The organism is Lysinibacillus sp. OF-1, assembly GCF_028356935.1.
Lineage (GTDB): Bacteria > Bacillota > Bacilli > Bacillales_A > Planococcaceae > Lysinibacillus > Lysinibacillus fusiformis_D.
The window spans coordinates 1,792,346-1,814,956 of sequence record NZ_CP102798.1; the positions used below are offsets into that span (position 1 = coordinate 1,792,346).

Consider the following 22,611-nt stretch of genomic DNA (forward strand, 5'->3'; position numbering starts at 1 on the left):
TAGAATTGAGGGAATCATATGAGACTAACTGTGGAACGAAAACTACAAATTGCTTTTGGCATTGTACTCGTCTTCCTACTGCTTATTTCAGGTATTGCATTATACTACTTGAATCATAATAATCAGACTCTAGCAGAAATTGAAGACAAGACAGAATTTATTCATTTATATCAAGATATCTCGTTCCAAACAGTTCGAGCAAATGCAGCTATTCGTGGGTATATATTATATGGCAAGGAAGAAATGCTTAACAACCACCATGAAATCCGCGAGACCTTACATACGTCGATTAATCGTCTCCAAGAAAAAGGCGATAGCAATGAAGAGTTTGAGCAGTTTTTACAGCAACTAGCCGATTGGGAAAAGGCGATAGATGGGCAGATAGTGCCACTTTATCAACGAGGAGATCATCAACAAGCCCAACAGCAAGCATTGCCAATTTTAGGTGAAGGTTCTCTGAAGTTAGTTGTCTTTGGTAAGACGATGGCAACGGCTCAACAGGAAGAGATGCAAGCTCATATTGAAGCAACCAAGCAAGAAGGAGAAAGAAGCGGGGTAGAAATTACAATACTAGCCGTTATTTCTTTGATTGTTAGTATCATCATTGCCACAGTATTTGGGAGACGAATCGCTAAAAACATTCAGCAAACAGTAATAGAAATGGATAAATTCTCTGAAGGGAATTTGCACACGCATTTACAATTTAAAACCAAGGATGAATTCGCCCATTTGGCCGAGTCCTTTAATAGTATGTCACAAAAGCTTCGACTGATGATGAAACAAGTAGGCAACTCCTCCGAACAAGTTGCAGCCACATCAGAACAACTGACGGCTAGTAGCATGGAGGTTACACAGGCGACAGAAGTGGTGACGGAATCTATTCACGATATTGCACAAGGAATTGACCAGCAGGACACTTTAACAAGCGATGTACGGAATTTATCAGCTCATATTTTAAAGAAAATGAATGATATTTCTACAAGTATCCATAACGTGAATCATGCAACCGTCGAAACGAAAAATATGGCGAGTATAGGGCGTTCTTCTGTGCATGATGTGACGGAACAAATGAATGAAATTTCTGCCAATACAAGCGAGTTAAATACCCGTGTGCAAGATTTAGATGACAATACAGCGGCGATTGTAAAAGCCGTGAATGTCATTAAAAGTATTGCGACACAAACTAATTTACTGGCAATCAATGCCTCGATTGAAGCGGCAAGAAGCGGTGAACATGGCAAAGGCTTTGCGGTTGTTGCAGAGGAAGTACGCAAGCTAGCAGATGAGTCCAATCTTGCAGCGGGGGACATTGAAAAAGTAGTGGCACAAATTACCGATAGCACGAGAGTCATTGAAGAGGATATGGTCAATAGCAATGATTCGGTCCATGTAGGACGTGAAAAGGTCAATGTGGCAAGAGATAATTTTATACAGATTGATGATGCCATTAATGATGTACAAGCACAAACTGAGATAGTGACAACAGCCATTCGGACTATTCATCAGGATGTAGAAAAGTTAGTCAAAGAAATTGATTATATTAGTGAAGTCTCAATGAAATCGAGTCGCCATGTACAAAGTGTTGCAGCCTCTTCAGAAGAACAAAATGCAGCAATGGAGGAGGTAGCAGCTTCCTCTACACATCTAGCGAAAATGGCGATAGATTTGCAAGAGTCTATACAGTCATTTAAATATTAACGAAACACTACCTCTGTATATTTACAGGGGTTTTCTAGTTGTCTGCAAAGCCTGAATAATAAGAAATTCAAAAATATGTTTGAAAAATAATATTTCATCCGATAAAAGCTTTGGGAGAAATGTGAAGCAGATAAAGAGAGGGAAATACTGTGGAAAATAGCTTGCTATTTTTTCACGACAAGAATCAAAAGGAGATTGATATATGAAGAAACTATTTAGCAGTTTTAAGGGCAAGCTTTATACTTTATTTGCGCTAGTATTACTAATTCCTGTCATTTCTGTTGGGAGTTTATCTTATTTATCTGCAAAAGACTCAATAGAAGAAGAAATATTATTTAGTGCCAATGAAAGTGTGGGCATTTTAAATAAGCTTATTGATAAAACCATTAGCGAAAAAATGGATGATATCAATGTATTTAGCAGTGAATTAGATGCAGGAAAATATCAGCAATCCCAAGCCTCTATTGAGACGAATTTGCATCAGTATGTAGAGCTAAATCCAGATGTGCTAAGTATTTATATTGGCATGAACGATGGCTCCTTTACACAAGAGCCAAAATTAAATGATGCAGACTATAATCCACTAGATCGAGATTGGTATAAAGAGGCAACAGCCCTCAAAGGAGAAACGTTAATCACAAATCCTTATAAAGATGCAGGAACTGGCGATATGGTTGTGACGGTTGCCAAACAGATTAAGGATCATGCTGGGGTTGTGGCTATTGATATTAAACTGACAGACCTTCAAAAAATTGCAGATTCCATTCGAATCGGGAAAAATGGTTATCCTTCTATTTTTGGTGAAGAAAATATGGTTATCTCACACCCTACGCTTGAAGCTGGAGGAAAACTAAAAGAAAGCTTCCTCGATCAAATGTACGAAAATCCTTCTGGTACCTATAAATATGTCTTTGACGGTGATAACCGAATCCTGTTCTATACAACAAATGAACTGACTGATTGGAAAATCACAGGGACCATTTTTGCCAAAGAAATTGATGAATCGGCATCTAAAATTTTATACCATACGATTTTAGTGCTGATTGCGGCTATTGTTATTAGTACGATTGTCTTTTATTTTGTTATGAGGGCTGTGTTAAAGCCAATTAAAGCTTTAAAGGATAGTGCTGTGACGATCAGTAAAGGCGATTTGACAGAAACGGTGACGGTTACGTCGAAGGATGAGATTGGTCAATTAGGACAAGCCTTTAATGATATGCAAGAAAGCTTACGGACACTTATTCAAAAAATTGAGCAAAATGCAGAGGAAGTGGCTTCGTCAGCAGAGGAGCTAACAGCCAACGCGAATCAAACAAGCATTGCAACGGAAAAAGTGGCGATTTCTATTCAGGATGTTGCCTCAAGTGCTGATTCGCAAACGATCAGTGCCAATAAAAATGCAGAATCACTGCATGAGCTTTCAACAGCTATTTTGCATATTGCCGAAATATCCTCTGCTGTGACAGACCTTTCGCAGCATGCAACATCACAAGCAGATGAGGGTGGACAAGCTGTGCAGAATACGAAGGATCAAATGCAATCCATTCATTTATCTGTAGCAGATTCCAATGCGAAAATTCAAACCTTGCATGAACGATCTCAGCAAATTACGTCCATCTTAGATGTCATTACGAGCATTGCCGATCAAACGAACTTACTTGCATTAAATGCAGCTATTGAGGCGGCAAGAGCAGGTGAGCATGGGAAAGGGTTTGCCGTTGTGGCAGATGAGGTTCGCAAGCTAGCAGAACAATCACAAGAATCGGCCAAACAAATATTTGAGCTTATTCGAGGTATTCAGCAAGAGACGGAGCAATCTGTCAGTATTATGGCGAAGGTAACGGAGGATGTGCAAAGTGGTCTGCATATTTCGGATGAAGCCATTGCAAAATTCCAAGTCATTATGGCAAGCATGAATGAAATTACACCTAAAATGGAGGAAGTCTCTTCAGCCTCTGAGCAAATGTCAGCAGGCGTCCAAGAGGTGGCAGCCGTAACAGAAGATTTGGCATTCTCTGCAAAAGGCAATGCTTCTGCATCCGAGGATGTAGCGGCATCAACAGAGGAACAATTAGCCTCAATGGAAGAAATCAATGCCTCGGCACAAGCACTCGCACATATGGCGGATGAATTAAAGCAACTGATTAGTCAATTTAAATATTAAAGCACAAACGCCATTCCTATCAAAAGGAGTGGCTTTTCATAGTGTTGAAAAACAAAACCATCCATAGAATTTATGTGAAAGGTGAAAAAGGATTTCCGTTGCAGGCTACTTGCTTTCCTGTGGGCGAGCGCCGAGCCGCTTCCTCCGCTACCGCTCCGTGCAGGGGCTCGCCTGTCTCGCTATTCCCACGGGAGTCAAGTAGCCTTCCACTCCAATCCATAAAATAAAAATGTTCACTTTTTAGCAAAAAAGTGAACATACTCACTACTCTTTTATGGAGGGGTGTTGTCACACATCACTTCTCCACATTGAAAGTAAGAAGCTATCCTCTCTTATACTATAAATAATGGGCTATTTTGTTCAGGAAAAGACACTTTGGCAGAATGGTTGATTGGAGTGGAGCCAGTGTCACTCCTAGGGGATTTAGCGTCACAGAGGAGACCCTGGAGCGAACGCAGTGAGTGAAGCGGCTCATCGGACGCCCCCTGGAAAGGACGCTGGCGGAACGGAAATCAACCCCTCGCCTTACAAAATTGCTTATTATGCCGTTGACATTACCTTTTTTCAACAACATGAAACGCCACTCCTATCAAAAGGAGTGGCGTTAGCTGTTTATCGATTTTCTTCCCAACAGTCTGTATTTTTTAAGGTTGGAATTGATTTTGCATAAAAGACAGGATTTTTACCAGCTTTACGTTGCTGTGTAAAGTCGTCTAATACAAGGAAGGCAATTTTACCGAGAATAATAATAATGGCTATATTGATGAGCGCCATTAGACCCATAAATAGGTCAGCTAAATTCCATACAAGCTGTACCTGAGCTACAGAGCCAAACATGACCATAGCTAACACTAATATACGATAGCTAAACATCCAACCTTTATGCGCATCCATAAACTCAATATTGGATTCACCATAATAATAGTTTCCAATGATCGAACTGAAGGCAAAGAAGATGATGGCGATAGCAATAAAGTAAGGAGCCCAGTCCCCAACTTGGACAGCTAAAGAATTTTGCGTCAAGATAATGCCGTCACTTTCGCCTTTATCATATAAGCCAGCTAAAATAATGATAAAGGCAGTCGCTGTACAAATCATGATCGTATCAAAAAAGACACCTAAGCTTTGTACTAGCCCTTGTTTGGCAGGGTGTGAGGTATTGGCAGTTGCCGCCGCATTAGGTACACTCCCCATACCAGCCTCGTTGGAAAATAAACCACGACGGACACCTTGCATAATAGCCGCCCCAATTGCACCACCAGCAGCTTCCTGTAGGCCAAATGCATGTGTGAAAATTAAGTTAAAAACATGCGGGATTTCCGAGAAATTTGTCACTACAACAAAAAGGGCTACAAGTAAATAGAAAATCGCCATGACAGGTACAAGAATTTGCGTCACCTTCACAATTCTATGAACACCGCCAAAAATAATTAAGGCTGTTAAGGCGACAAGTATTATCCCAATGATCGCTGGTTTGATATCAAATGCTTCTCCAACTGACGTGGCAATTGTATTGGACTGTACAGCATTAAAAATAAACCCAAAGCTAAATGTTAATAAAATACTAAAAATAATTCCTAGCTTTCGTTGACCTAACGCTTTTTCCATGTAGTAGGCAGGTCCACCCCGGAATGTATTACCATCCTTCACTTTATAAACCTGTGCTAAGGTACTTTCAATGAAGGCAGTAGCCATCCCTAAAATAGCGATGATCCACATCCAAAAAACAGCACCTGGTCCTCCTACACCAATGGCTAAGGCAACACCTGTAATATTTCCTGTGCCGACACGTGAAGCAGCACTAATAGTAAAAGCCTGGAACGGTGATACACCTGATTCGCCCTCTCTTTTTTCTACAATTAAACGAAACATTTCAGGAAACAGACGAATTTGTACAAACTTCGTACCAAATGAAAAATATAGTCCTGCTACGATTAATAAGATAATTAGGATATATGTCCATAAAACATTATTTCCACTATTTACAATACTTGAAATCCATTCCATAAGTTGTCCTCCTTTTACAATACGCTTTAGTCTACACTGTTTTTTTATAAAAAATCAACATTTCTAAAATAATGAAAATAATCATAATATTTTGTGATTTTAAAATATTTAAATGGATAGAGTTGCTTTAAATACTATTTTTCTGTCATATTCGATAGGGAGATAAAGCATTAAATTTGGAAAATTCTCTTATTTCATTGCGAGTTATGCGTATAATAATAGAAAAGGAGTGTGATGTTGATGAAAACAATCGGCTTAATTGGTGGGATGAGCTGGGAATCCTCCGCTGCCTATTACAGGCTCATGAATGAGCAGGTCAAACAGCGACTAGGAGGCTTACATTCTGCCAAATGTATTTTATATAGTGTGGATTTCCAACAAATTGAGCATTTTCAAGCGAAAGGAGAGTGGGACAAAGCGGGGAATGTTCTGGCACAAGCAGCGCAATCACTTGAGCGTGCAGGTGCAGATTTCGTTATTATTTGTACGAATACGATGCATAAGGTCATTGATATTATAGAGGCAGCGATTACCATCCCGATTTTACATATTGCGGATGCAACGGCTAGACAAATTAAAGAGGCAGGTCTACAGAAAATAGCCCTTCTTGGCACGAAGTATACGATGGAGCAGGCGTTTTATAAAGCAAGAGTAGAGGGCTTTGGTATTGAGGTTATTGTGCCAGACAGCCACGAACGAATGGAAGTAAATCGGATTATTTATGAAGAACTGTGTTTAGGTATCATTAAGCAAGACGCCAAATCGTACTATATCCAAGTTGTTGAGGAGCTTGTGCAAGCGGGGGCACAAGGAGTGATTTTAGGCTGTACGGAGATTGGTTTATTGATTCAGCAGGAGGATATTAGTGTGCCAGTGTTTGATACAGCAGCCATTCATGCACAAACTGCGGTGTCCATGGCGATTCAGGAGGAGTTGTAATATGCCAGGCAAGGTACGACAAATGGGCATCAAGATTGGCAAGTTACCAGTTGGACCAAAAAACTGTATGACCGATGTAGCGGGAGTTCAGGTGGGACATGTCACATTGGATGAGCCATTAGATCAGGACGGTGCTTATGCGTGTACAGGAGTCACAGCCATTTTACCGCATGGTGGTAATTTATTTCAGCAAAAGGTAACGGCGGCAAGCTATGTGTTAAATGGTTTCGGAAAAACAACGGGACTTGTGCAAGTCAATGAGCTTGGTGTGATCGAATCACCTATTATGTTAACGAATACCTTTGGCGTGCCAGCCGTTACACAAGGAACACTAAGCTATATGTTGGACTTGAATGAAGATATTGGGCTCATAACAGGAACGATTAATCTTGTTGTAGGCGAATGTAATGATAGTTATTTAAATTCGATTCGAGCGTGTCCCGTGACACCAGAACATGCAATAGCAGCCATTCGTCAAGCCTCTACGGATATAGTACAGGAAGGAGCCGTTGGAGCAGGGAAAGGTATGATGTGTTTTGGCTATAAAGGGGGGATTGGTTCGTCTTCTCGCCTTGTTAAAGTTGAACAACAGGAAATTAGCTATACAGTAGGTTGTCTAGTTCTCAGTAATTTTGGTCAAAGCACTGATTTTTTAGCCGAGCGTTACAACGCTTCCAATAGGCAAAGCCAATCAACATTATCTCCTACAGATGGTTCAATACTTATTATTCTTGCAACGGATGCCCCGTTGAGTAGCCGCCAATTGCTGCGTGTCATTAAACGCTGTGGTATCGGTCTCGGTCGGACAGGTAGTCACTTTTCACATGGTAGTGGAGACGTAGTCATTGGTTTTACAACGGCACACAGTATTCCTCATACGACAGATCAGCTGATGGAAACAAGAACACAGCTACGTGAGGATCATCCCGTCATGAATCAGTTGTTTGTCGCCGCAGCTGAAGCGACAGAGGAAGCGATACTCAATTCATTATCTCAGGCCCAGACTACAACGGGACGCAATGGCCATACAGTGGAAGCTTACGCTTTTCATAAGGCATAACGATTAAAGCTATTGAGACATCATCCATGTTTCGATAGCTTTTTTTGTACTTCGTTAGCATGAGCGAGCAATGTGATGAATAAAATCCTTAACTAGAGGACAAAAGTGATTTTTCGACAGTGTTTTGCTGGAATATGAATCATTATAGGAGAAAAACTATTATATTGTAATTATTCCTTTTTTATCTAGTCAATGCTAGAGAGATATGATAACATTCATTTTAAAAAAACTGAATTATCTAAAAATTAAGGAGGTGTGCCAATATCATCAACCTATTTCAACCAATAGCGGCAGCTGTAAATAGGAATCCACCTCTATCTCCGTTTGTTCGTGAAAACGGTGAGCCGCTTATCCGGGTCACAGCTACACATCCGAGACTATTCATGGAGCCTATCTACTATCAGCAACAGATTCCTGATAGTTTGCAAGTTATTTATGTGCGAGAAGGGGTCTATAAGCGTTTGCAGCAGGCGTTAACGTTATTACCACAGGAATATAGTCTCTTACTTTATGATGGGTATCGTCCGTTTCAAGTACAGCAATATTTGTTTACCCATTTTTCAAAGCAATTAGCACAACAAATGCCACAGGCAACATCACAGGAGCTTGTGCAGGCTACGAAAAAATATGTAGCTTTGCCAAGTGAAGAATTCGCCCCACATTTAACAGGTGGTGCAATTGATGTCACGCTGGCTGATGTCCATGGTAAAGCGTTGGATCTTGGTACAGCTTTTGACGAAATGCATGAAAAATCTGCGACACGTTATTTTGAACAGCACTTGAAGGAAAATCCGCTGGCCTGTCAGCATCGGCGTCTGCTGTACAACTGCTTGTCACTTGCTGGATTCACGAATTATGCAGAGGAATGGTGGCATTACGATTATCACAATGTGGCATGGGCAAGACGTGTGCAAGCACAGGTAGCCCATTATGGAGCAGTACACGCAACAATACAAAATCATAATGTAAAGGAGTTGCGATTTCTATGAAGGTTTATATTAGCGCAGATATTGAAGGGATTACAGGTACAACATCATGGAGTGAGACCGAGTTAAACGCACCGGACTATCTGTTTTTCCAAAGACAAATGACACGAGAAGTAGAAGCAGCCATTGAAGGAGCGATAGCAGGAGGCGCCACAGAAATTTTATTAAAGGATGCCCATGATTCTGCTCGCAATCTCGATATTTCCAATTTACCCATCAATTGTAAAGTCATCCGTGGCTGGACATATGATCCAATGTGTATGGTGGCAGGTCTTGATCAAAGCTTTGACCGTGCCATTTTTATTGGCTATCACAGTAAAGGAGGAAGTGAGCGCAACCCACTTGCCCATACACTTTGCACATATGCCGACGTCAAAATTAATGGTCATTATGCAAGCGAATTTTTAATCAATACGTATGCGGCGGCTTTACATGATGTTCCTGTATCCTTCGTTAGTGGGGATGTGGGGCTAACAGAGGAAATACAGGCCTTGAATGAACATATGATTACATTTGCCACAAAGGAAGGCATCGGAAATGCAACGATTAGTGTCAGCCCACAGCTAACCATTATGGAAACCAAACGTCTGGTAGAGTCTGCAATGAAAGTGCCACGTGCTGATTTGCAGGTAGCGTTACCAGAACGCTTTGTGGTGGAGATTATTTATCGAGACCATACACGAGCTTATCGCAATTCTTTCTATCCAAATGCCACATTCAAACCACATAATACCGTAGAGTTTATCACCGATGATTTTTATGAGGTGCTTCGTATTTTACAATTTTTAACATGATGCTACTGAGCTTGCTTTATCAATGAATGATCAATAGTGATAGCTTCGTTCCAAAATAGGAATAGAGTGCTCATTCAGGAAAAGCCTTACTCATGGAAAGGTGAAAAGCGCTCATCGAAGCGATGACCTCGCTCAGAAAGAGGAGAGGCGCTCACCCGAGTGAAGAATTTGCTCAGTAAAGCGCTTGCCCCGATCACAACAAGGCAAAATCGCTCATTCCAGCGAAGCCACCACTCAAAGATGTAGTCAAAAAGCAGTGGGACACGCTGTCCAATATGTTTGATTTGATAGAACCTACAAATTTATCTCATTACCGTGACAACGAGCATGGAATCGTTGTGCATTTCATCGATAGTGGGTCGATTTAGAAGGACCTAGCTTATGTTTGAAAGATCCTATTGAAGGTGCATCCGTCCTTGCAATAGGATTTTCATTATAAAAAGATGATTAGGGGGATGCTTGTGAGAAAGTCTTGGTTGCTGTTCATATGTCTGGTCGTATTGTTTTGTGTAGCCTGCAATGATGAATCATTGAGTGAAAAGGCATCGGAATATCGTGTTGTGTATTCGGGAGAAATTAAAACGTTAAATTATTTAAAGACGTCTGAAACAAATGAATTTGCGGTGGCCGCAAATATGGTGGATGGACTCATAGAATACGATCAATATGGAGTCGTTCAGCCAGGATTGGCGAAGGAATGGTCTGCTAATGAGGATGCTACTGTTTGGACGTTCAAGCTACGTGATGATGCTAAATGGGTCACACATGAGGGGAAGGACTATGCAGATGTTGTGGCACAAGACTTTGTGGATGGCTTACATTATGTGCTTGATGCTAAAAATGAATCATCGACGTCTTGGATTGCGACGGTCGTAAAAAATGGGGAGGCCTTCTATAACGGCGAGTTGGCTGATTTCAAGGAGGTTGGCATAAAGGCGCTAGATGAACATACAGTAGAATATACTTTAGAAGCCCCGACACCCTATTTCCTTTCTATGTTGAACTATGTTTGTTTCTTCCCGGTGAATGGCAAGTTCATTGCCGAGAAAGGGAAGGATTTTGGTACGACGCGTGAAAATTTCCTTTATAATGGCGCTTATCTTTTAGATAAATTTGAACCGCAAAATGAGCGTGTTCTTGTGAAAAATGAGTCGTATTGGGATAAAGACAAGGTGCTGATTGATCGCATTCGCTATAAATACAATAAAGAAGCGGCAACAGTGGCACCAGAGCTGTTTTTACGTGGAGAAATTGATTCTGCTAGTATTCCAACCTCTATTATTGATGAATGGTTTAAAGACGAGAAGAAAAAATCCCAGGTTCGTCAAACACAAAATAACTTCTATACCTACTTCTATGCACTTAACTTTAATCCACAATTTGACGCCCAATATGAGCCAGATAACTGGAAGGTTGCAGTCAATAATAAAGATTTCCGTAAATCCTTATTCCATGCACTGGATCGGGTGTCCGCAATGCTGACGGTTGAGCCTTATAATCCAGCAGATTTGCTGAGCAATACTATTACACCGAAAAACTTTGTCGATGTGGAAGGGGTGGATTATACCCAATTAGCGCCACTTACGACCATTTCCAATGAAGATTCCTTCAATAAAGAGCTCGCTCTAGAGTACAAAGAAAAAGCGAAAACAGCATTAGCAGGTAAAGCCACGTTCCCTGTAAAAGTATTAATGCCCTATAATGCAGGCAGTCCAGATTGGGCCAATCGTTCTCAAGTAGTGGAACAGCAGATTGAAAAATTACTAGGGACAGATTATGTCGACATTATTGTAGAGGCTGGTCCATCGACAGGCTTCTTATCAGAGGTGCGTCGTCCTGGCAAGTTTGCGCTTTTAGAAGCGAACTGGGGTCCTGACTTTGCAGATCCCTCTACGTATACAGATCCATTCACAGTGGACGGTACTTACAATAAACCAGAATTAGCAGAAGGCTATAAAGAGGCAAATGGCAAAACGACGTACCAAAACCTTGTGGATCAAGCGAAAGAAACGATTGATGCTGCAAAACGCTATGAGCTATTTGCAAAGGCAGAGGCCTTTTTAATTGATGAAGCCTTTGTGATCCCTTATTCAGTAGGGGGGAGTGGCTATGTGGCGTCTAAATTAAATCCATTTGAGGCGCAATATTCGCCATTCGGTGTAACGGCAGAGAAATTTAAAGGACAGCAAGTGCTGGAGAAGCCAATGAGTAATGAAGAATTTAAAAAGGCGCTCGCGCAGTGGGAGCAAGAACGTGCGGAAGCGTTAGCGAATGCTGAAAAGTAGTATGGCTTCGTAGAGGAAAAGGAGATACCGAAAGAATAGTCGGCATCTCCTTTAGTCTTTTGGATAAAGGAGGATAGCGCCATGTTGCAGTATATAGGAAAACGTCTCTTACAATCCGTGTTCACCCTTTTAATTATCATCACGATCGTCTTTTCATTATTACGATTAATGCCGGAGGAAGGATATTTAGGAGCGGCAGCCGATAAAATGTCACCGGCTCAGCAAGAAGTTTATTTAACAAATCTTGGCTTGCGTGATCCATTGCTTGTTCAGTTAGGAAATTTTTATAAAAATTTGTTGCAAGGGGATTTAGGCAAATCGGTCACTTATCGTACGGATGTACCGGTTGTGACGATTATTGCGGATAAAATTATGTATTCTCTGCTCTTTGGTTTGGGGGCAGTAGCTTTATCGCTACTCATTGGTGTGCCGTTAGGGATTTTGATGGCCTATCGTAAGGGGCGTTGGCTAGATCGGCTAGGGACAGGCTATATCGTCTTTGTCGTTGCTGTCCCTGCAGCAGTCTACTACTTAGTCATTCAAATGTATATTACGGAACTCTTTCAATTACCGATGCTGTTTGATGCGTACAGGCCGATTACTTGGATTTTGCCACTTACCTCCATGGCGTTGGCGCCGACAGCCTCCTATGCGATGTGGATGCGACGATATATGGTAGATGAACTGAACAAGGACTATATTAAGCTAGCAAGGGCGAAGGGTGTGAAGGAGCGGACATTGATGTTCCAGCATGTACTGCGAAATGCCTTTATTCCAATGGCACAATACTTACCTGCCACCATTCTATTTACGATTACAGGCTCTATTTATATCGAATCGCTCTATTCCATTCCAGGGATGGGGGGCTTGCTCGTGGATGCCATTCAGCGTCAGGATAATACGATTGTGCAAGGTTTAGTGCTAGTGTTCTCTTCTCTTGGCATCATCGGACTTATTTTAGGGGACATTGCCATGGCACTTGTCGATCCACGCATTAAATTAGGCAAGGGAGGGGGTGTGCGCTAATGGGTATGTATACAGATGAAATCAATAATATTTCGAATAAGTCCCGTCAAACATTGTTTGAATTTGCTGAAGTTGACGCAAGACAGGCAGAGGAAACTGGCTATTCCAATTACTCTTATTGGCGGTCTACATGGCAATCCTTTTTAAAAAATAGACTAGCTGTTTTTTTATTAGTGGGAGTGATTATTATTGTCAGCTTCACCATTCTCCAGCCTTATTTACCAGCGCAAAAATCACCAACTGAAATTTACTTGGATGAACAAACAGGGATGCAGGCACGCAATATTACCCCCAATGCAGAGTTTTGGTTTGGCACGAATTCCATTGGTCAGGATTTATGGTCTCGTATTTGGGCGGGCACAAGAACATCTCTCTTTATTGGCTGTGTCGTAGCCTTGGTAGAGGCAGTAGTCGGTATTACAATCGGTACACTGTGGGGCTTTTCACGAAAATTAGAAGCATCGATAACGCAGCTATATAATGTTGTCGATAATATCCCCACAACCATTGTGCTCATTTTAATGTCTTATATTTTACGCCCAAGTATTTCGACGATCATTATAGCTATGTGTATAACGGGATGGGTGGAAATGGCGAGATTTATTCGCAATCAAATTGTTATTTTACGTGACCGTGAATACAACCTAGCCTCAAAATGTTTAGGCACTCCTGATTACCGTATTATCTTAAAAAATTTATTACCTTATTTAACTTCAGTGATTATGTTGCGTATGAGCCTCGCTATTCCCTTTGCGATAGGAGCCGAAGTATTTCTAACATATATCGGTTTAGGGCTACCAATCAGCGAGCCGTCCTTAGGAAATTTAATTAATGAAGGACGCGTACTCATGATGTCACCAGATTTACGTTATCAGCTGATTTTTCCAAGTATTGTGTTAAGTGTCATCACGATAGCATTCTATATTATTGGTAATTCTTTTGCAGATGCAGCAGATCCGAAAAACCATGTGTAAGGAGAGGAAATAAGTGACATTGAAAAAATCGCGCATATTAGTCATACAAAATTTAATCATTCAGTTTACGCTACGGGGTCGTGTCTTAACAGCTATCCGCGATATTTCACTCGACCTTTACAAGGGAGAAAGCTTAGCCATTGTTGGTGAATCAGGTTCGGGAAAATCGGTGCTGATGAAATCCATTATGGGCTTGCTAGATAAAAATGGCAGCATTCAGCAAGGACGAATCATTTACAATGCACAGGATGTAACTCAGTTTACGACAGAGCAAGAATGGTTGCGTATTCGAGGTAAGGAAATTGCGATGGTAACGCAGGACCCAATGACATCGTTGAATCCGCTCAAAACCATTGGGAAGCAAATTGAGGAATGTGTCGTCATGCATCAAGGCTTAAGAGGCAAGGAAGCCTATGAAGAAACATTAAAGTTGCTAACAGATGTAGGTATTACAGATGTGAAAAAACGCTATAAGCAATACCCACATGAATTTTCGGGAGGCATGCGCCAACGTATTGTCATCGCTATTGCGATTGCCTGTAAACCGAATATTTTAATTTGTGATGAACCAACAACCGCTTTAGATGTGACCATTCAAGCTCAGATATTACAACTATTAAAGAATCTTCAGCAGAAATATGGCTTATCCATTGTCTATATTACGCATGATTTAGGCGTTGTCGCAAAGGTGGCTGATCGTATTGCCGTGATGTATGCGGGTGATGTCATTGAGGTCGGGGAAACGCATGAAATTTTCTTTAATAGTAAGCATCCTTATACGTGGGCACTCATTTCCTCCTTACCTCAGCTTGGCTCAAAGGGGGAACAATTATATTCAATTAAGGGCACGCCACCGAATCTTTTTCAGGAAATAAAGGGTGATGCCTTTGCACCACGCAATCCATATGCATTAAAAATTGACTTTGTAGAGCGTCCACCTTTTTTTCAGGTCAGTGACACCCACTATGCGCGCACATGGTTATTAGATCCACTTGCACCAAAAGTAGAGCCGCCAGCCGCTTTACAAGCATTTTTTGTAGAAGGGAGGCAGTATGCTAATGACCGATAAAGAAGTGCTAGTAGAAGTGCAAAATGTATCCGTCGTATTTGGTAAAGGGAAACATAAATTTACAGCGATTGATGATGTCAGCTTTCATATTTTTAAAGGTGAAACATTTGGCATTGTAGGTGAATCAGGATCTGGGAAAACAACGATTGGTCGGGCTATTATGCGCATTAATGAGGTGACAGAAGGACAAATTTTGTATCATGGCAAAAGTATACAGGGCAAAATTTCGAAAGAGTGGGATAGAGAAATTACGCAGAAAATCCAAATGATTTTTCAGGACCCGATGGCCTCCCTCAATGAGCGAGCAAAAGTAGATTATATTATTTCCGAAGGATTATACTCTTCAAAGAAATATAAGGATGAGGCTGACCGTCAGCAAAAGGTTCGCAATGCTTTATTAAATGTAGGCTTGCTGCCAGAGTTCTCTAGCCGCTTTCCTCATGAGTTTTCAGGAGGACAACGGCAGCGTATTGGCATTGCTCGTGCTTTAGTGATGGACCCCGAGTTTATTATTGCAGATGAGCCTATCTCTGCCCTAGATGTGTCCATCCGAGCACAAGTATTGAATTTATTAGCTAGTCTGCAACAGCGTAATCATTTAACGTATTTATTTATTGCCCATGATTTATCAATTGTCCGTTTTATTACCGATCGGACAGCGGTCATTTATAAAGGGAAAATGGTTGAGCTGGCAGACACAGAAAAGCTATTTACTCATCCGCTGCATCCTTATACAAAGGCACTGTTATCTGCAGTACCAGAGCCGAATCCCTATAAGGAACGAGGGAAAATCGTTGAAGTGTATGATCCGTCACAGCATCGTTATGAGGAAAATCCTCCTTCATTTGTTGAAGTAGAGAAAGGTCATTTTATTTTGGCCAATGAAGAGGAACTAACGCATTATCGTACTTCACTGAAAATGGAGGGAAAAACATGATTCGTCCAAAGGCATTGAAAAAAGGTGACACTATTGGTCTTATTAGTGCTTCTGGGGCAACACCACCAGAAAAGCTGCAGCCTGCTATTGCGAGTATTGAGAAGCTAGGGCTCAAGGTGGTCGTTGGGGAGACCTGTCACGCAAGGCATGGTTATTTAGCAGGTGCTGATGATGTGCGGGCGGCAGATGTCCATCGCATGTTTGGTGATCCGACCATTGACGGCATTTTTTGTATACGTGGAGGCTATGGGGCGACGAAGATTTTAGCACAATTAGATTTTGAGCTGATTCGAGCAAATCCTAAAGTATTTGCAGGCTATAGTGATGTGACTGCCTTACATATAGCCTTTCAACAGCTATGTGGCTTTGTTACGTATCATACCCCGATGCCATCCACAGAATTTATTAGACAGGAAATGGACGACTACACATGGCAATCCTTCAGGCAGCAGATTATGGACAATGACAAAACGTCGTTCTACTTAGAAAATCCCTCTAACCAGCCCATGTCAACACTTGTCAGCGGGAATGCTACAGGTCAGCTAATTGGTGGTAATTTAACATTGATTACAGCGTCACTTGGCACACCCTATGAAATTGATACAAGAGGTAAAATTCTGTTTTTAGAAGATGTCGATGAAACGCAACAACGGGTCGATCGTATGTTTACACAATTAAAACTGGCGGGGAAGTTGGATGACGCGGCAGGTATTTTGTTAGGAGCATGGACTAATTGTGGGCCTGAAAATCTGCAAAGGCCAGAGCATAGCTTATCACTACACATGATTTTCCAAGAAATACTAGTGCCTCTAGGTAAGCCAATTATAGCCGAAATGGCATGTGGTCATTGCTTACCAACGATGTCGCTGCCTTTAGGAAGAACGATCTCAATGGATGCGGACAACCAGCGAATCCATGTGATTGAGTAGGTATTATATGGAGCAGATTATTGAAAAAATGGTTCAGGAATCCCCTTACAACGTACATCTATTTGTTCATAATCTCACAACCAATCAATTGCTTACGAGTCATCAGCTAGAGACTGCATTTTCTAGTGCCAGTGTCATAAAAGTTCCAATTCTAATAGCCTTGCTCTCATATATAGAGCATAACAAATTATCACTTGATACTACGCTGCCGATTTCACCAGACGATTGGGTGGGTTTTAGCGTGATAAGTGAGCAACGGCTTACCCAAAGCACTTTATATGACCTTCTTGTATGGATGATTATTACGAGTGATAATACAGCTACGAATGTCTTAATTGATGAAGTAGGGATGAGCTTTTTGAATGACTATTTTCGGCATATTGGGTTACAGGACACGGTGTTACAGCGAAAAATGATGGATGTAGAACGGCTAGCTCAGGGCATAGACAATCGCACGTCAGCACGGGATATGGCGCATCTTTTTACGCGTATCTATCGGCAAGAGCTACTAACAGCCCCTTACAGTCAACTGGTCATTGATATCTTAAGCCGTCAGCGTGTGCACGACTCCTTAAAGCGTTATCTTGTGGAGGATGTGAAGCTGGCACATAAAACAGGCGGGCTTGATACGGTCGATCATGATGTCGGGATTGTTTATAGTAGCACAATCGATTATAGTATCGGTGTTTTTATGACAAACGTGATGGATAATGAGCAGGCTCGCCAACTAATCGGTCGTCTATCAAAGGTTGTTTATGCGCAGTTGGTGGAGGGAAAGGAGGGACACAGTTGAAGGCTATCGTGACAGCAATGGTTGCCAATTTACAGGCCAAGCCAGATGCAGCTTCTGAATTAGTCGATGAGGTACTTTATGGGATGACAGTAGATATTGTCAAAGAGGTGAATGAAGCTTGGGTATATGTCCAAACAGCCTATCGCTATGAAGGCTATTGTCAGAAGACAGATTTACTGTTAGATGCAGCAATCGCCTCCACGTGGCAACGGGAAGCACAGCATGTCATTCGTCAAAGCTTTGCAGATGTTTTGCAGCAACCACGTATCCAAAGTACCAAACGACTCACGCTTGTAAAGGGCTCGTTCGTCAAAGTCATGTCTTTAAAGGATGTACCAGAAGAATGGTCGGCCATTCAACTCGTATCGGGACAAACAGGATATGTTCGGACAAAATGGCTGCAGCCGAAAATTTCAGTTCAGGCATTATCGGAGGCACAGTTTCGAGAAAACGTTGTGGAAACGGCACTTAGCTATTTAACAGCACCCTATCGATGGGGTGGTAAATCGCCTTTAGGGATTGATTGCTCTGGCTTATGTTCAATGGCCTATCTGTTCAATGGCGTTTATATTTTTCGAGATGCCAAAATAGTAGAGGGCTTTCCGATTGTCAAAATAGACCAAGACCAGATGCAAAAGGGTGATTTAATCTATTTCCCTGGTCATATTGCTTTATATATGGGCGATCAGCTTTATATCCACTCATCACTAGGAGGCAATGAAGTGACCATTAATAGTCTAGATGAAAAACATCCGCTCTTTCGACAGGATTTAGCTACGACGATAGTAGCAGTAGGTACTTTTTTTCAGGAGAAGCCAAATATTTAGGCTTCTCTTTGAGTTTTTATAAGAGAAAAATCGATGGCATGTCTGTCCAATCAACAATGAGATTTAAGTCGATCCAGTTTTTTTAAGGACATCCCAATTTTGGTGATAACTAATGTACTAACATTCACAAGCAGTAACGCTATTAGCTGCCACACACCGATAAAAAAAGTAATCATACATAAATCAAAGGCTGCTTCACCTGGGGGCATGTCTGGATAGGGCTCTAATTGCCAATAATGCAACACAAAATAACAGGCTAAAGCTGTTCCTTGACCGACATAGATAAAGATCCAATGGATAGAGGATGCTATTTTGAGTCGACAACACCAAAGCGCTAAATTTAGCAAAAGGATAAGTAGCGGAAACAGCAACAGTTGAAACATACTTTCAGCTATGGTCGTAATGAAAAATAGGTTATAGCTTAGCTGAATGACTGGCAAAAGGATTAAGTTGACGGTGATAACACTGAGCAGTTGTATGCGCGTCATGATATGTCTACCCTTTCCGTATTTTTACATAAAGACGTTTTGACAAAAGAAAGGGTTTCGTCCACTATAAGAAACCCTCCATACGCTTGTTTGTTGGCTGAGTACGGAGGGTTTTGGATTAATAATGATAGATATTAAGTTGTTGGCCTGCTTCAAGGCGATCTGATCGCAGCTGATTCCATTGTTTAATTGATGTCACCTTTACATTATAGACCTCTGCAATCTTCATAAGTGAATCCCCATCAGCCACCGTAATCGTTTTCTTATCTTTCACAGGGGTGTCATATTGTTGTAGATCATATTTTGCAATTAGTGCATTTAATTTTTCACTGTATGATGAATCAGTAGCATAGGAGCCTGTTAAAAACGCCGTCGCATCTGTATAGACCTTTGTGTTGCTTTTGAAAACGCCCGCGTAAAAATCCTTGTTCCATGAAACGCCATTACGCATTAACTTTACATAATCTTGCATGGATGCCTCATAGGAAGGGTATTTGCGGAAGGCAGCCATGATTGTGGAAAGATTACCAGAACCATCATCCTCTGATGTTTCGAGTGTTACGGAATCATTTTGGTAGCTGCCTTTCATGCCAAATAAATTATAATTGGGTGCAGAACCTAGTCCACTTTGACCATGCTCACTTTCTAGAATCGCTTGGGCAATCATGACGGATGCGTATAGGTCATTATCAGCACCAAGGTCCCGAGCAGTTTCGGCGATTTCACCAATAAACTCCTCCACACTTGGGCCATTATCAATGACGACAGGCTCTTCTCTGTCAGTCGTATTCAATAACTGTGTTACCATATAAAACGAAATACAAATAACAACAATGGTAATCATAAGTCCTTTAAAAAAGTTTAGCACGTATTTCATTGTAGCTGGATGTTGGTCGTGACCACATCTCCCTCCCTTCTATTAAAAGTTTAGCTATCTCTCATTATTACAGAGAGTTTAAAAGAAATAAAGAGCAGTCTAAATAAATAGATTTCATCATTAATAGAACGCTACCAGTGCTAATTAGTTCCTCGTTATTGCTCACTTATACTTTAAAATTTTGGGACATAAATTGTTTGAATCTCTCAAAATATTGCTCGGAGGCTTCCCATTGTCTAGTGTTCAAATAAGATAGCTCTTGAAGACCATAATAATGAGGAGGCTGATAATAACGGGAAACATAGGATTGATTTTCAAGTGTATAAAAATAATACGCTTCGTCAGGCGTCTGAATTTCAATGCGAGCATGTATCCTATCACCATCCTCATCCAGATAGGCTTGACGGAAACTATAGCATTTGGAACCATCCCAGAAACCATCATGGTCTTCTTCTAATTCTTGGATTGCTGACTGCTGGAAAATTTGTCGTACATATTGTATCTCGATAGTATGCAAGTAAAGCTCTGCTACATTGATGCACGTTAAAAGCATGAGCCAGTGATCGTGAATATCCACTAAATGCGCCTGCGATGATTCTGTAATATCCCACCATTCAGCTTCTTCCTCTAGTGTTTTTCTCAAGAGGGAGACGGATTGATCCTCATTAAGCCAAATAAAATAGTGATACTGAGAAGTCTTCATATAAACACTATCATTGCGTTTGTCTCCATCAGCATTGGTATGTGCGCGCTGGATCATGAAATAAACATCCTGTTCCGTCAAATCAAAAGAAGGCTTGTCTGGTGTCATCAAAATACATGTAGTCAGTTTCAGTATGTTTTCCGCATTAATCGAATGGTGCGTGAAATAAACAGAAGATGCTATCGTCCTTTGAGGAACGCTTGTAAAATGAGTGAGTGCGGAACGTCCTTCTTTAAAAATTTGCACCAGTGAAGCGAATGAAAAGCCGACCTCATCCTCATCCTCATCTTCATCCTCGTCTAAAAATACTTCATCGATTAATATGTCCTGAATACGAATGGGGAGTTCTTGAAAAATACCGTCTCCGTGCCAAATATTTACGATACACTGAAGCGACCTCTGGCCATTTACATTGATGCGATACTCGTCATCCTGAACTAATGTTGCTGCTTGAAGATTGCCGTTAACAATAGCTTCTCCATGATTGTATGAGCCACATAAAATATTCTCGACCGTCAGATTTCCATGTACATAGATTTCCTGACCACCGACCGCTATATTTTTAGCCATTAAATTGCCCATCACCATCAGCCCAATTGCACCATCTGTTTCTAAATTGTATAGGTTGTCAACGGTTAAATGGCCATTGATGAAAATAAGAATGGTCTTATCTTGCTGTGGAAAAGGCATACCCCAATCCAAATCAAGAGAGGGAAGTGTCAAATCGCCCTCATAGTACGCTACTAGATCATCCTCACTAAAATCCTTGTAAAACTTTGCCCACCAAGAGTCTGCTGGAAATCTTTCAGCTAGTTGGGAAATCGCCATGAATTGATAGACATTGTGCATACGTCACGACCTCTCTATTGCTATTTTTTTTATCTTCTCACAGCGAGTAATTGGCAGTCAATTTCATAGATTGGTAGAGACAAGCACAATTTAATAGAAAATGGTATTATGAACCTTTAAAATGATTAGTTGAAAGGAAGTTTTGATTGAATACGATTTTTAGTGTTACACAAAAACAACTATACGATTTTCTACTGAATGTAGCGACGATACGACCTGTCTTTATTTGGGGAGCGCCTGGCATAGGGAAATCAGCGATTGTTGAAAATTTTGCTAGCGAATTAGGCTTGCCCTGTGTTTCGTTATTGGGCAGTCAGCTAGCACCCGAGGATATCATTGGCGTTCCGCAAATTAAGGATGGCTACAGTGTTTTTTGTCCACCCAAAATGATTGCGCGAAATGAGCCTTATTGCCTTTTTTTAGATGAATTAAATGCTTGCTCACAGGAAGTACAAAAAGCTTTTTATAGTCTCATTCATGAACGCAGAATTGGAGAGTTTACGTTGCCAGAGGGCACGATTGTCATTGGCGCAGGCAATCGTGCTCAGGATAATGCGATTGTTAAACCGATGTCCTCAGCATTAATCAATCGTATGGTCCATGTTCAGCTAAGGGCATCGCACAAAGATTGGCTTGAATGGGCCTATGCACATGAAATACATCCCTATGTGATTGAGTATATTCAAATGCGTCCCGACCATTTATGGAGCGAACCGCCGAAAACAGAGGAACCATTCTCTACACCACGTTCATGGCATATGCTAAGTGATTGCTTGTATGCATACGGCAATAGCTTGCCAGAACAAACAATCGATCTATTAGCAAGCAGCTGCCTATCTGCACATATTGCCAGTCAATTTAAAGCCTTTATCAAACAAGTGCAAAGTAAATATGATCTAGCCAAAATTATCAATGGTGAATTGCGTTGGCCAGATCGACCGGAAGAAAGAGATTTGCTTTATTTCATGGCGCAATCCTTCCGTGCGCAGTTACTGAAGGAGCTTCCAAACGAGCATACGACATTGAAGGGGAATCAACGACAATTAGCCTTTCGTGCCAAAGATTTGATCAAGGACTTAGCGTCCATTAGCTTAGAAATTGCACAGATGGTTGTGTCAGAGCAAAAGGGTGAAGCTTTACCCGCTTGGTTTATGCTGGAGGTTATTCGGGATTTACCACGTTTAGTAGCCAAAAAGGACGGTTAAC

General features: G+C 41.2%; 19 protein-coding genes. 15 read left to right on the forward strand and 4 right to left on the reverse strand.

Annotation, left to right across the window (positions count from 1 at the left end):
- Positions 1-18 precede the first annotated feature (18 nt).
- On the forward strand, positions 19-1,698 hold the full coding sequence (locus NV349_RS08510; RefSeq protein ID WP_271912975.1) for a methyl-accepting chemotaxis protein: 1,680 nt from the start codon (positions 19-21) through the stop codon (positions 1,696-1,698).
- A 202-nt stretch (positions 1,699-1,900) separates the two neighbouring features.
- Complete coding sequence (locus NV349_RS08515; RefSeq protein ID WP_036129282.1) at positions 1,901-3,862, forward strand: methyl-accepting chemotaxis protein; 1,962 nt, start codon at positions 1,901-1,903, stop codon at positions 3,860-3,862.
- A gap of 612 nt (positions 3,863-4,474) precedes the next feature.
- On the opposite strand, the gene NV349_RS08520 is transcribed toward NV349_RS08515, so the two are convergent.
- Positions 4,475-5,869 carry an alanine/glycine:cation symporter family protein gene (locus NV349_RS08520; RefSeq protein ID WP_271912976.1) on the reverse strand — a complete coding sequence of 465 codons (1,395 nt, stop codon included), beginning with the start codon at positions 5,867-5,869 and terminating at the stop codon, positions 4,475-4,477.
- A 240-nt stretch (positions 5,870-6,109) separates the two neighbouring features.
- Between NV349_RS08520 and NV349_RS08525 the strand changes: the two genes are divergently transcribed.
- The 12 genes from NV349_RS08525 (at position 6,110) to NV349_RS08580 (ending at position 18,488) form a co-directional block, all read left to right on the forward strand.
- Complete coding sequence (locus NV349_RS08525; protein WP_058844955.1) at positions 6,110-6,808, forward strand: aspartate/glutamate racemase family protein; 699 nt, start codon at positions 6,110-6,112, stop codon at positions 6,806-6,808.
- Between the two features lies 1 nt (position 6,809).
- Positions 6,810-7,868 (forward strand): DmpA family aminopeptidase, encoded by a 1,059-nt coding sequence (locus tag NV349_RS08530; RefSeq protein ID WP_058844954.1) that lies wholly within the window; start codon positions 6,810-6,812, stop codon positions 7,866-7,868.
- A 383-nt stretch (positions 7,869-8,251) separates the two neighbouring features.
- Positions 8,252-8,857 (forward strand): M15 family metallopeptidase, encoded by a 606-nt coding sequence (locus NV349_RS08535; protein WP_082673765.1) that lies wholly within the window; start codon positions 8,252-8,254, stop codon positions 8,855-8,857.
- The gene (locus tag NV349_RS08540) at positions 8,854-9,648 is read left to right on the forward strand and encodes a M55 family metallopeptidase (RefSeq protein WP_058844953.1); all 795 of its coding nucleotides are present in this window, start codon (positions 8,854-8,856) and stop codon (positions 9,646-9,648) included. The genes NV349_RS08535 and NV349_RS08540 overlap by 4 nt, the downstream gene beginning before the upstream one ends.
- Before the next feature lie 461 nt (positions 9,649-10,109).
- Entirely contained in the window at positions 10,110-11,933 is a 1,824-nt protein-coding gene (locus NV349_RS08545) for a peptide ABC transporter substrate-binding protein (RefSeq protein ID WP_058844952.1), read from the forward strand.
- Between the two features lie 81 nt (positions 11,934-12,014).
- Complete coding sequence (locus NV349_RS08550; protein ID WP_058844951.1) at positions 12,015-12,959, forward strand: ABC transporter permease; 945 nt, start codon at positions 12,015-12,017, stop codon at positions 12,957-12,959.
- Positions 12,959-13,933 carry an ABC transporter permease gene (locus NV349_RS08555; RefSeq protein ID WP_271912982.1) on the forward strand — a complete coding sequence of 325 codons (975 nt, stop codon included), beginning with the start codon at positions 12,959-12,961 and terminating at the stop codon, positions 13,931-13,933. Before NV349_RS08550 ends, NV349_RS08555 begins: the two co-directional genes overlap by 1 nt.
- 13 nt (positions 13,934-13,946) lie before the next feature.
- Positions 13,947-15,002, forward strand: a complete 1,056-nt coding sequence (locus NV349_RS08560) for an ABC transporter ATP-binding protein (protein ID WP_082673764.1) — start codon at positions 13,947-13,949, stop codon at positions 15,000-15,002.
- On the forward strand, positions 14,992-15,939 hold the full coding sequence (locus NV349_RS08565; RefSeq protein WP_082673763.1) for an ATP-binding cassette domain-containing protein: 948 nt from the start codon (positions 14,992-14,994) through the stop codon (positions 15,937-15,939). Before NV349_RS08560 ends, NV349_RS08565 begins: the two co-directional genes overlap by 11 nt.
- Complete coding sequence (locus NV349_RS08570) at positions 15,936-16,868, forward strand: S66 peptidase family protein (RefSeq protein ID WP_058844948.1); 933 nt, start codon at positions 15,936-15,938, stop codon at positions 16,866-16,868. Before NV349_RS08565 ends, NV349_RS08570 begins: the two co-directional genes overlap by 4 nt.
- A 7-nt stretch (positions 16,869-16,875) precedes the next feature.
- Positions 16,876-17,661, forward strand: a complete 786-nt coding sequence (locus NV349_RS08575; protein WP_036116855.1) for a serine hydrolase — start codon at positions 16,876-16,878, stop codon at positions 17,659-17,661.
- Complete coding sequence (locus NV349_RS08580) at positions 17,658-18,488, forward strand: C40 family peptidase (RefSeq protein ID WP_058844947.1); 831 nt, start codon at positions 17,658-17,660, stop codon at positions 18,486-18,488. Before NV349_RS08575 ends, NV349_RS08580 begins: the two co-directional genes overlap by 4 nt.
- 50 nt (positions 18,489-18,538) lie before the next feature.
- Here the strand turns inward: NV349_RS08580 and NV349_RS08585 are convergent, their stop codons facing one another.
- The 3 genes from NV349_RS08585 to NV349_RS08595 form a co-directional block, all read right to left on the reverse strand.
- Positions 18,539-18,976 carry a hypothetical protein gene (locus tag NV349_RS08585; RefSeq protein WP_058844946.1) on the reverse strand — a complete coding sequence of 146 codons (438 nt, stop codon included), beginning with the start codon at positions 18,974-18,976 and terminating at the stop codon, positions 18,539-18,541.
- A gap of 118 nt (positions 18,977-19,094) precedes the next feature.
- The gene (locus NV349_RS08590) at positions 19,095-19,820 is read right to left on the reverse strand and encodes a glucosaminidase domain-containing protein (protein ID WP_230593731.1); all 726 of its coding nucleotides are present in this window, start codon (positions 19,818-19,820) and stop codon (positions 19,095-19,097) included.
- 199 nt (positions 19,821-20,019) lie between these two features.
- Positions 20,020-21,405: a hypothetical protein gene (locus NV349_RS08595; protein WP_271912985.1), complete on the reverse strand. Its 1,386-nt coding sequence runs from the start codon at positions 21,403-21,405 to the stop codon at positions 20,020-20,022.
- Positions 21,406-21,551: 146 nt separating this feature from the next.
- On the opposite strand from NV349_RS08595, the gene NV349_RS08600 reads away from it, so the two are divergent.
- A complete protein-coding gene (locus tag NV349_RS08600; RefSeq protein ID WP_036116864.1) occupies positions 21,552-22,610 on the forward strand; it encodes an AAA family ATPase in 1,059 nt (352 codons plus the stop codon).
- Position 22,611 lies beyond the last annotated feature (1 nt).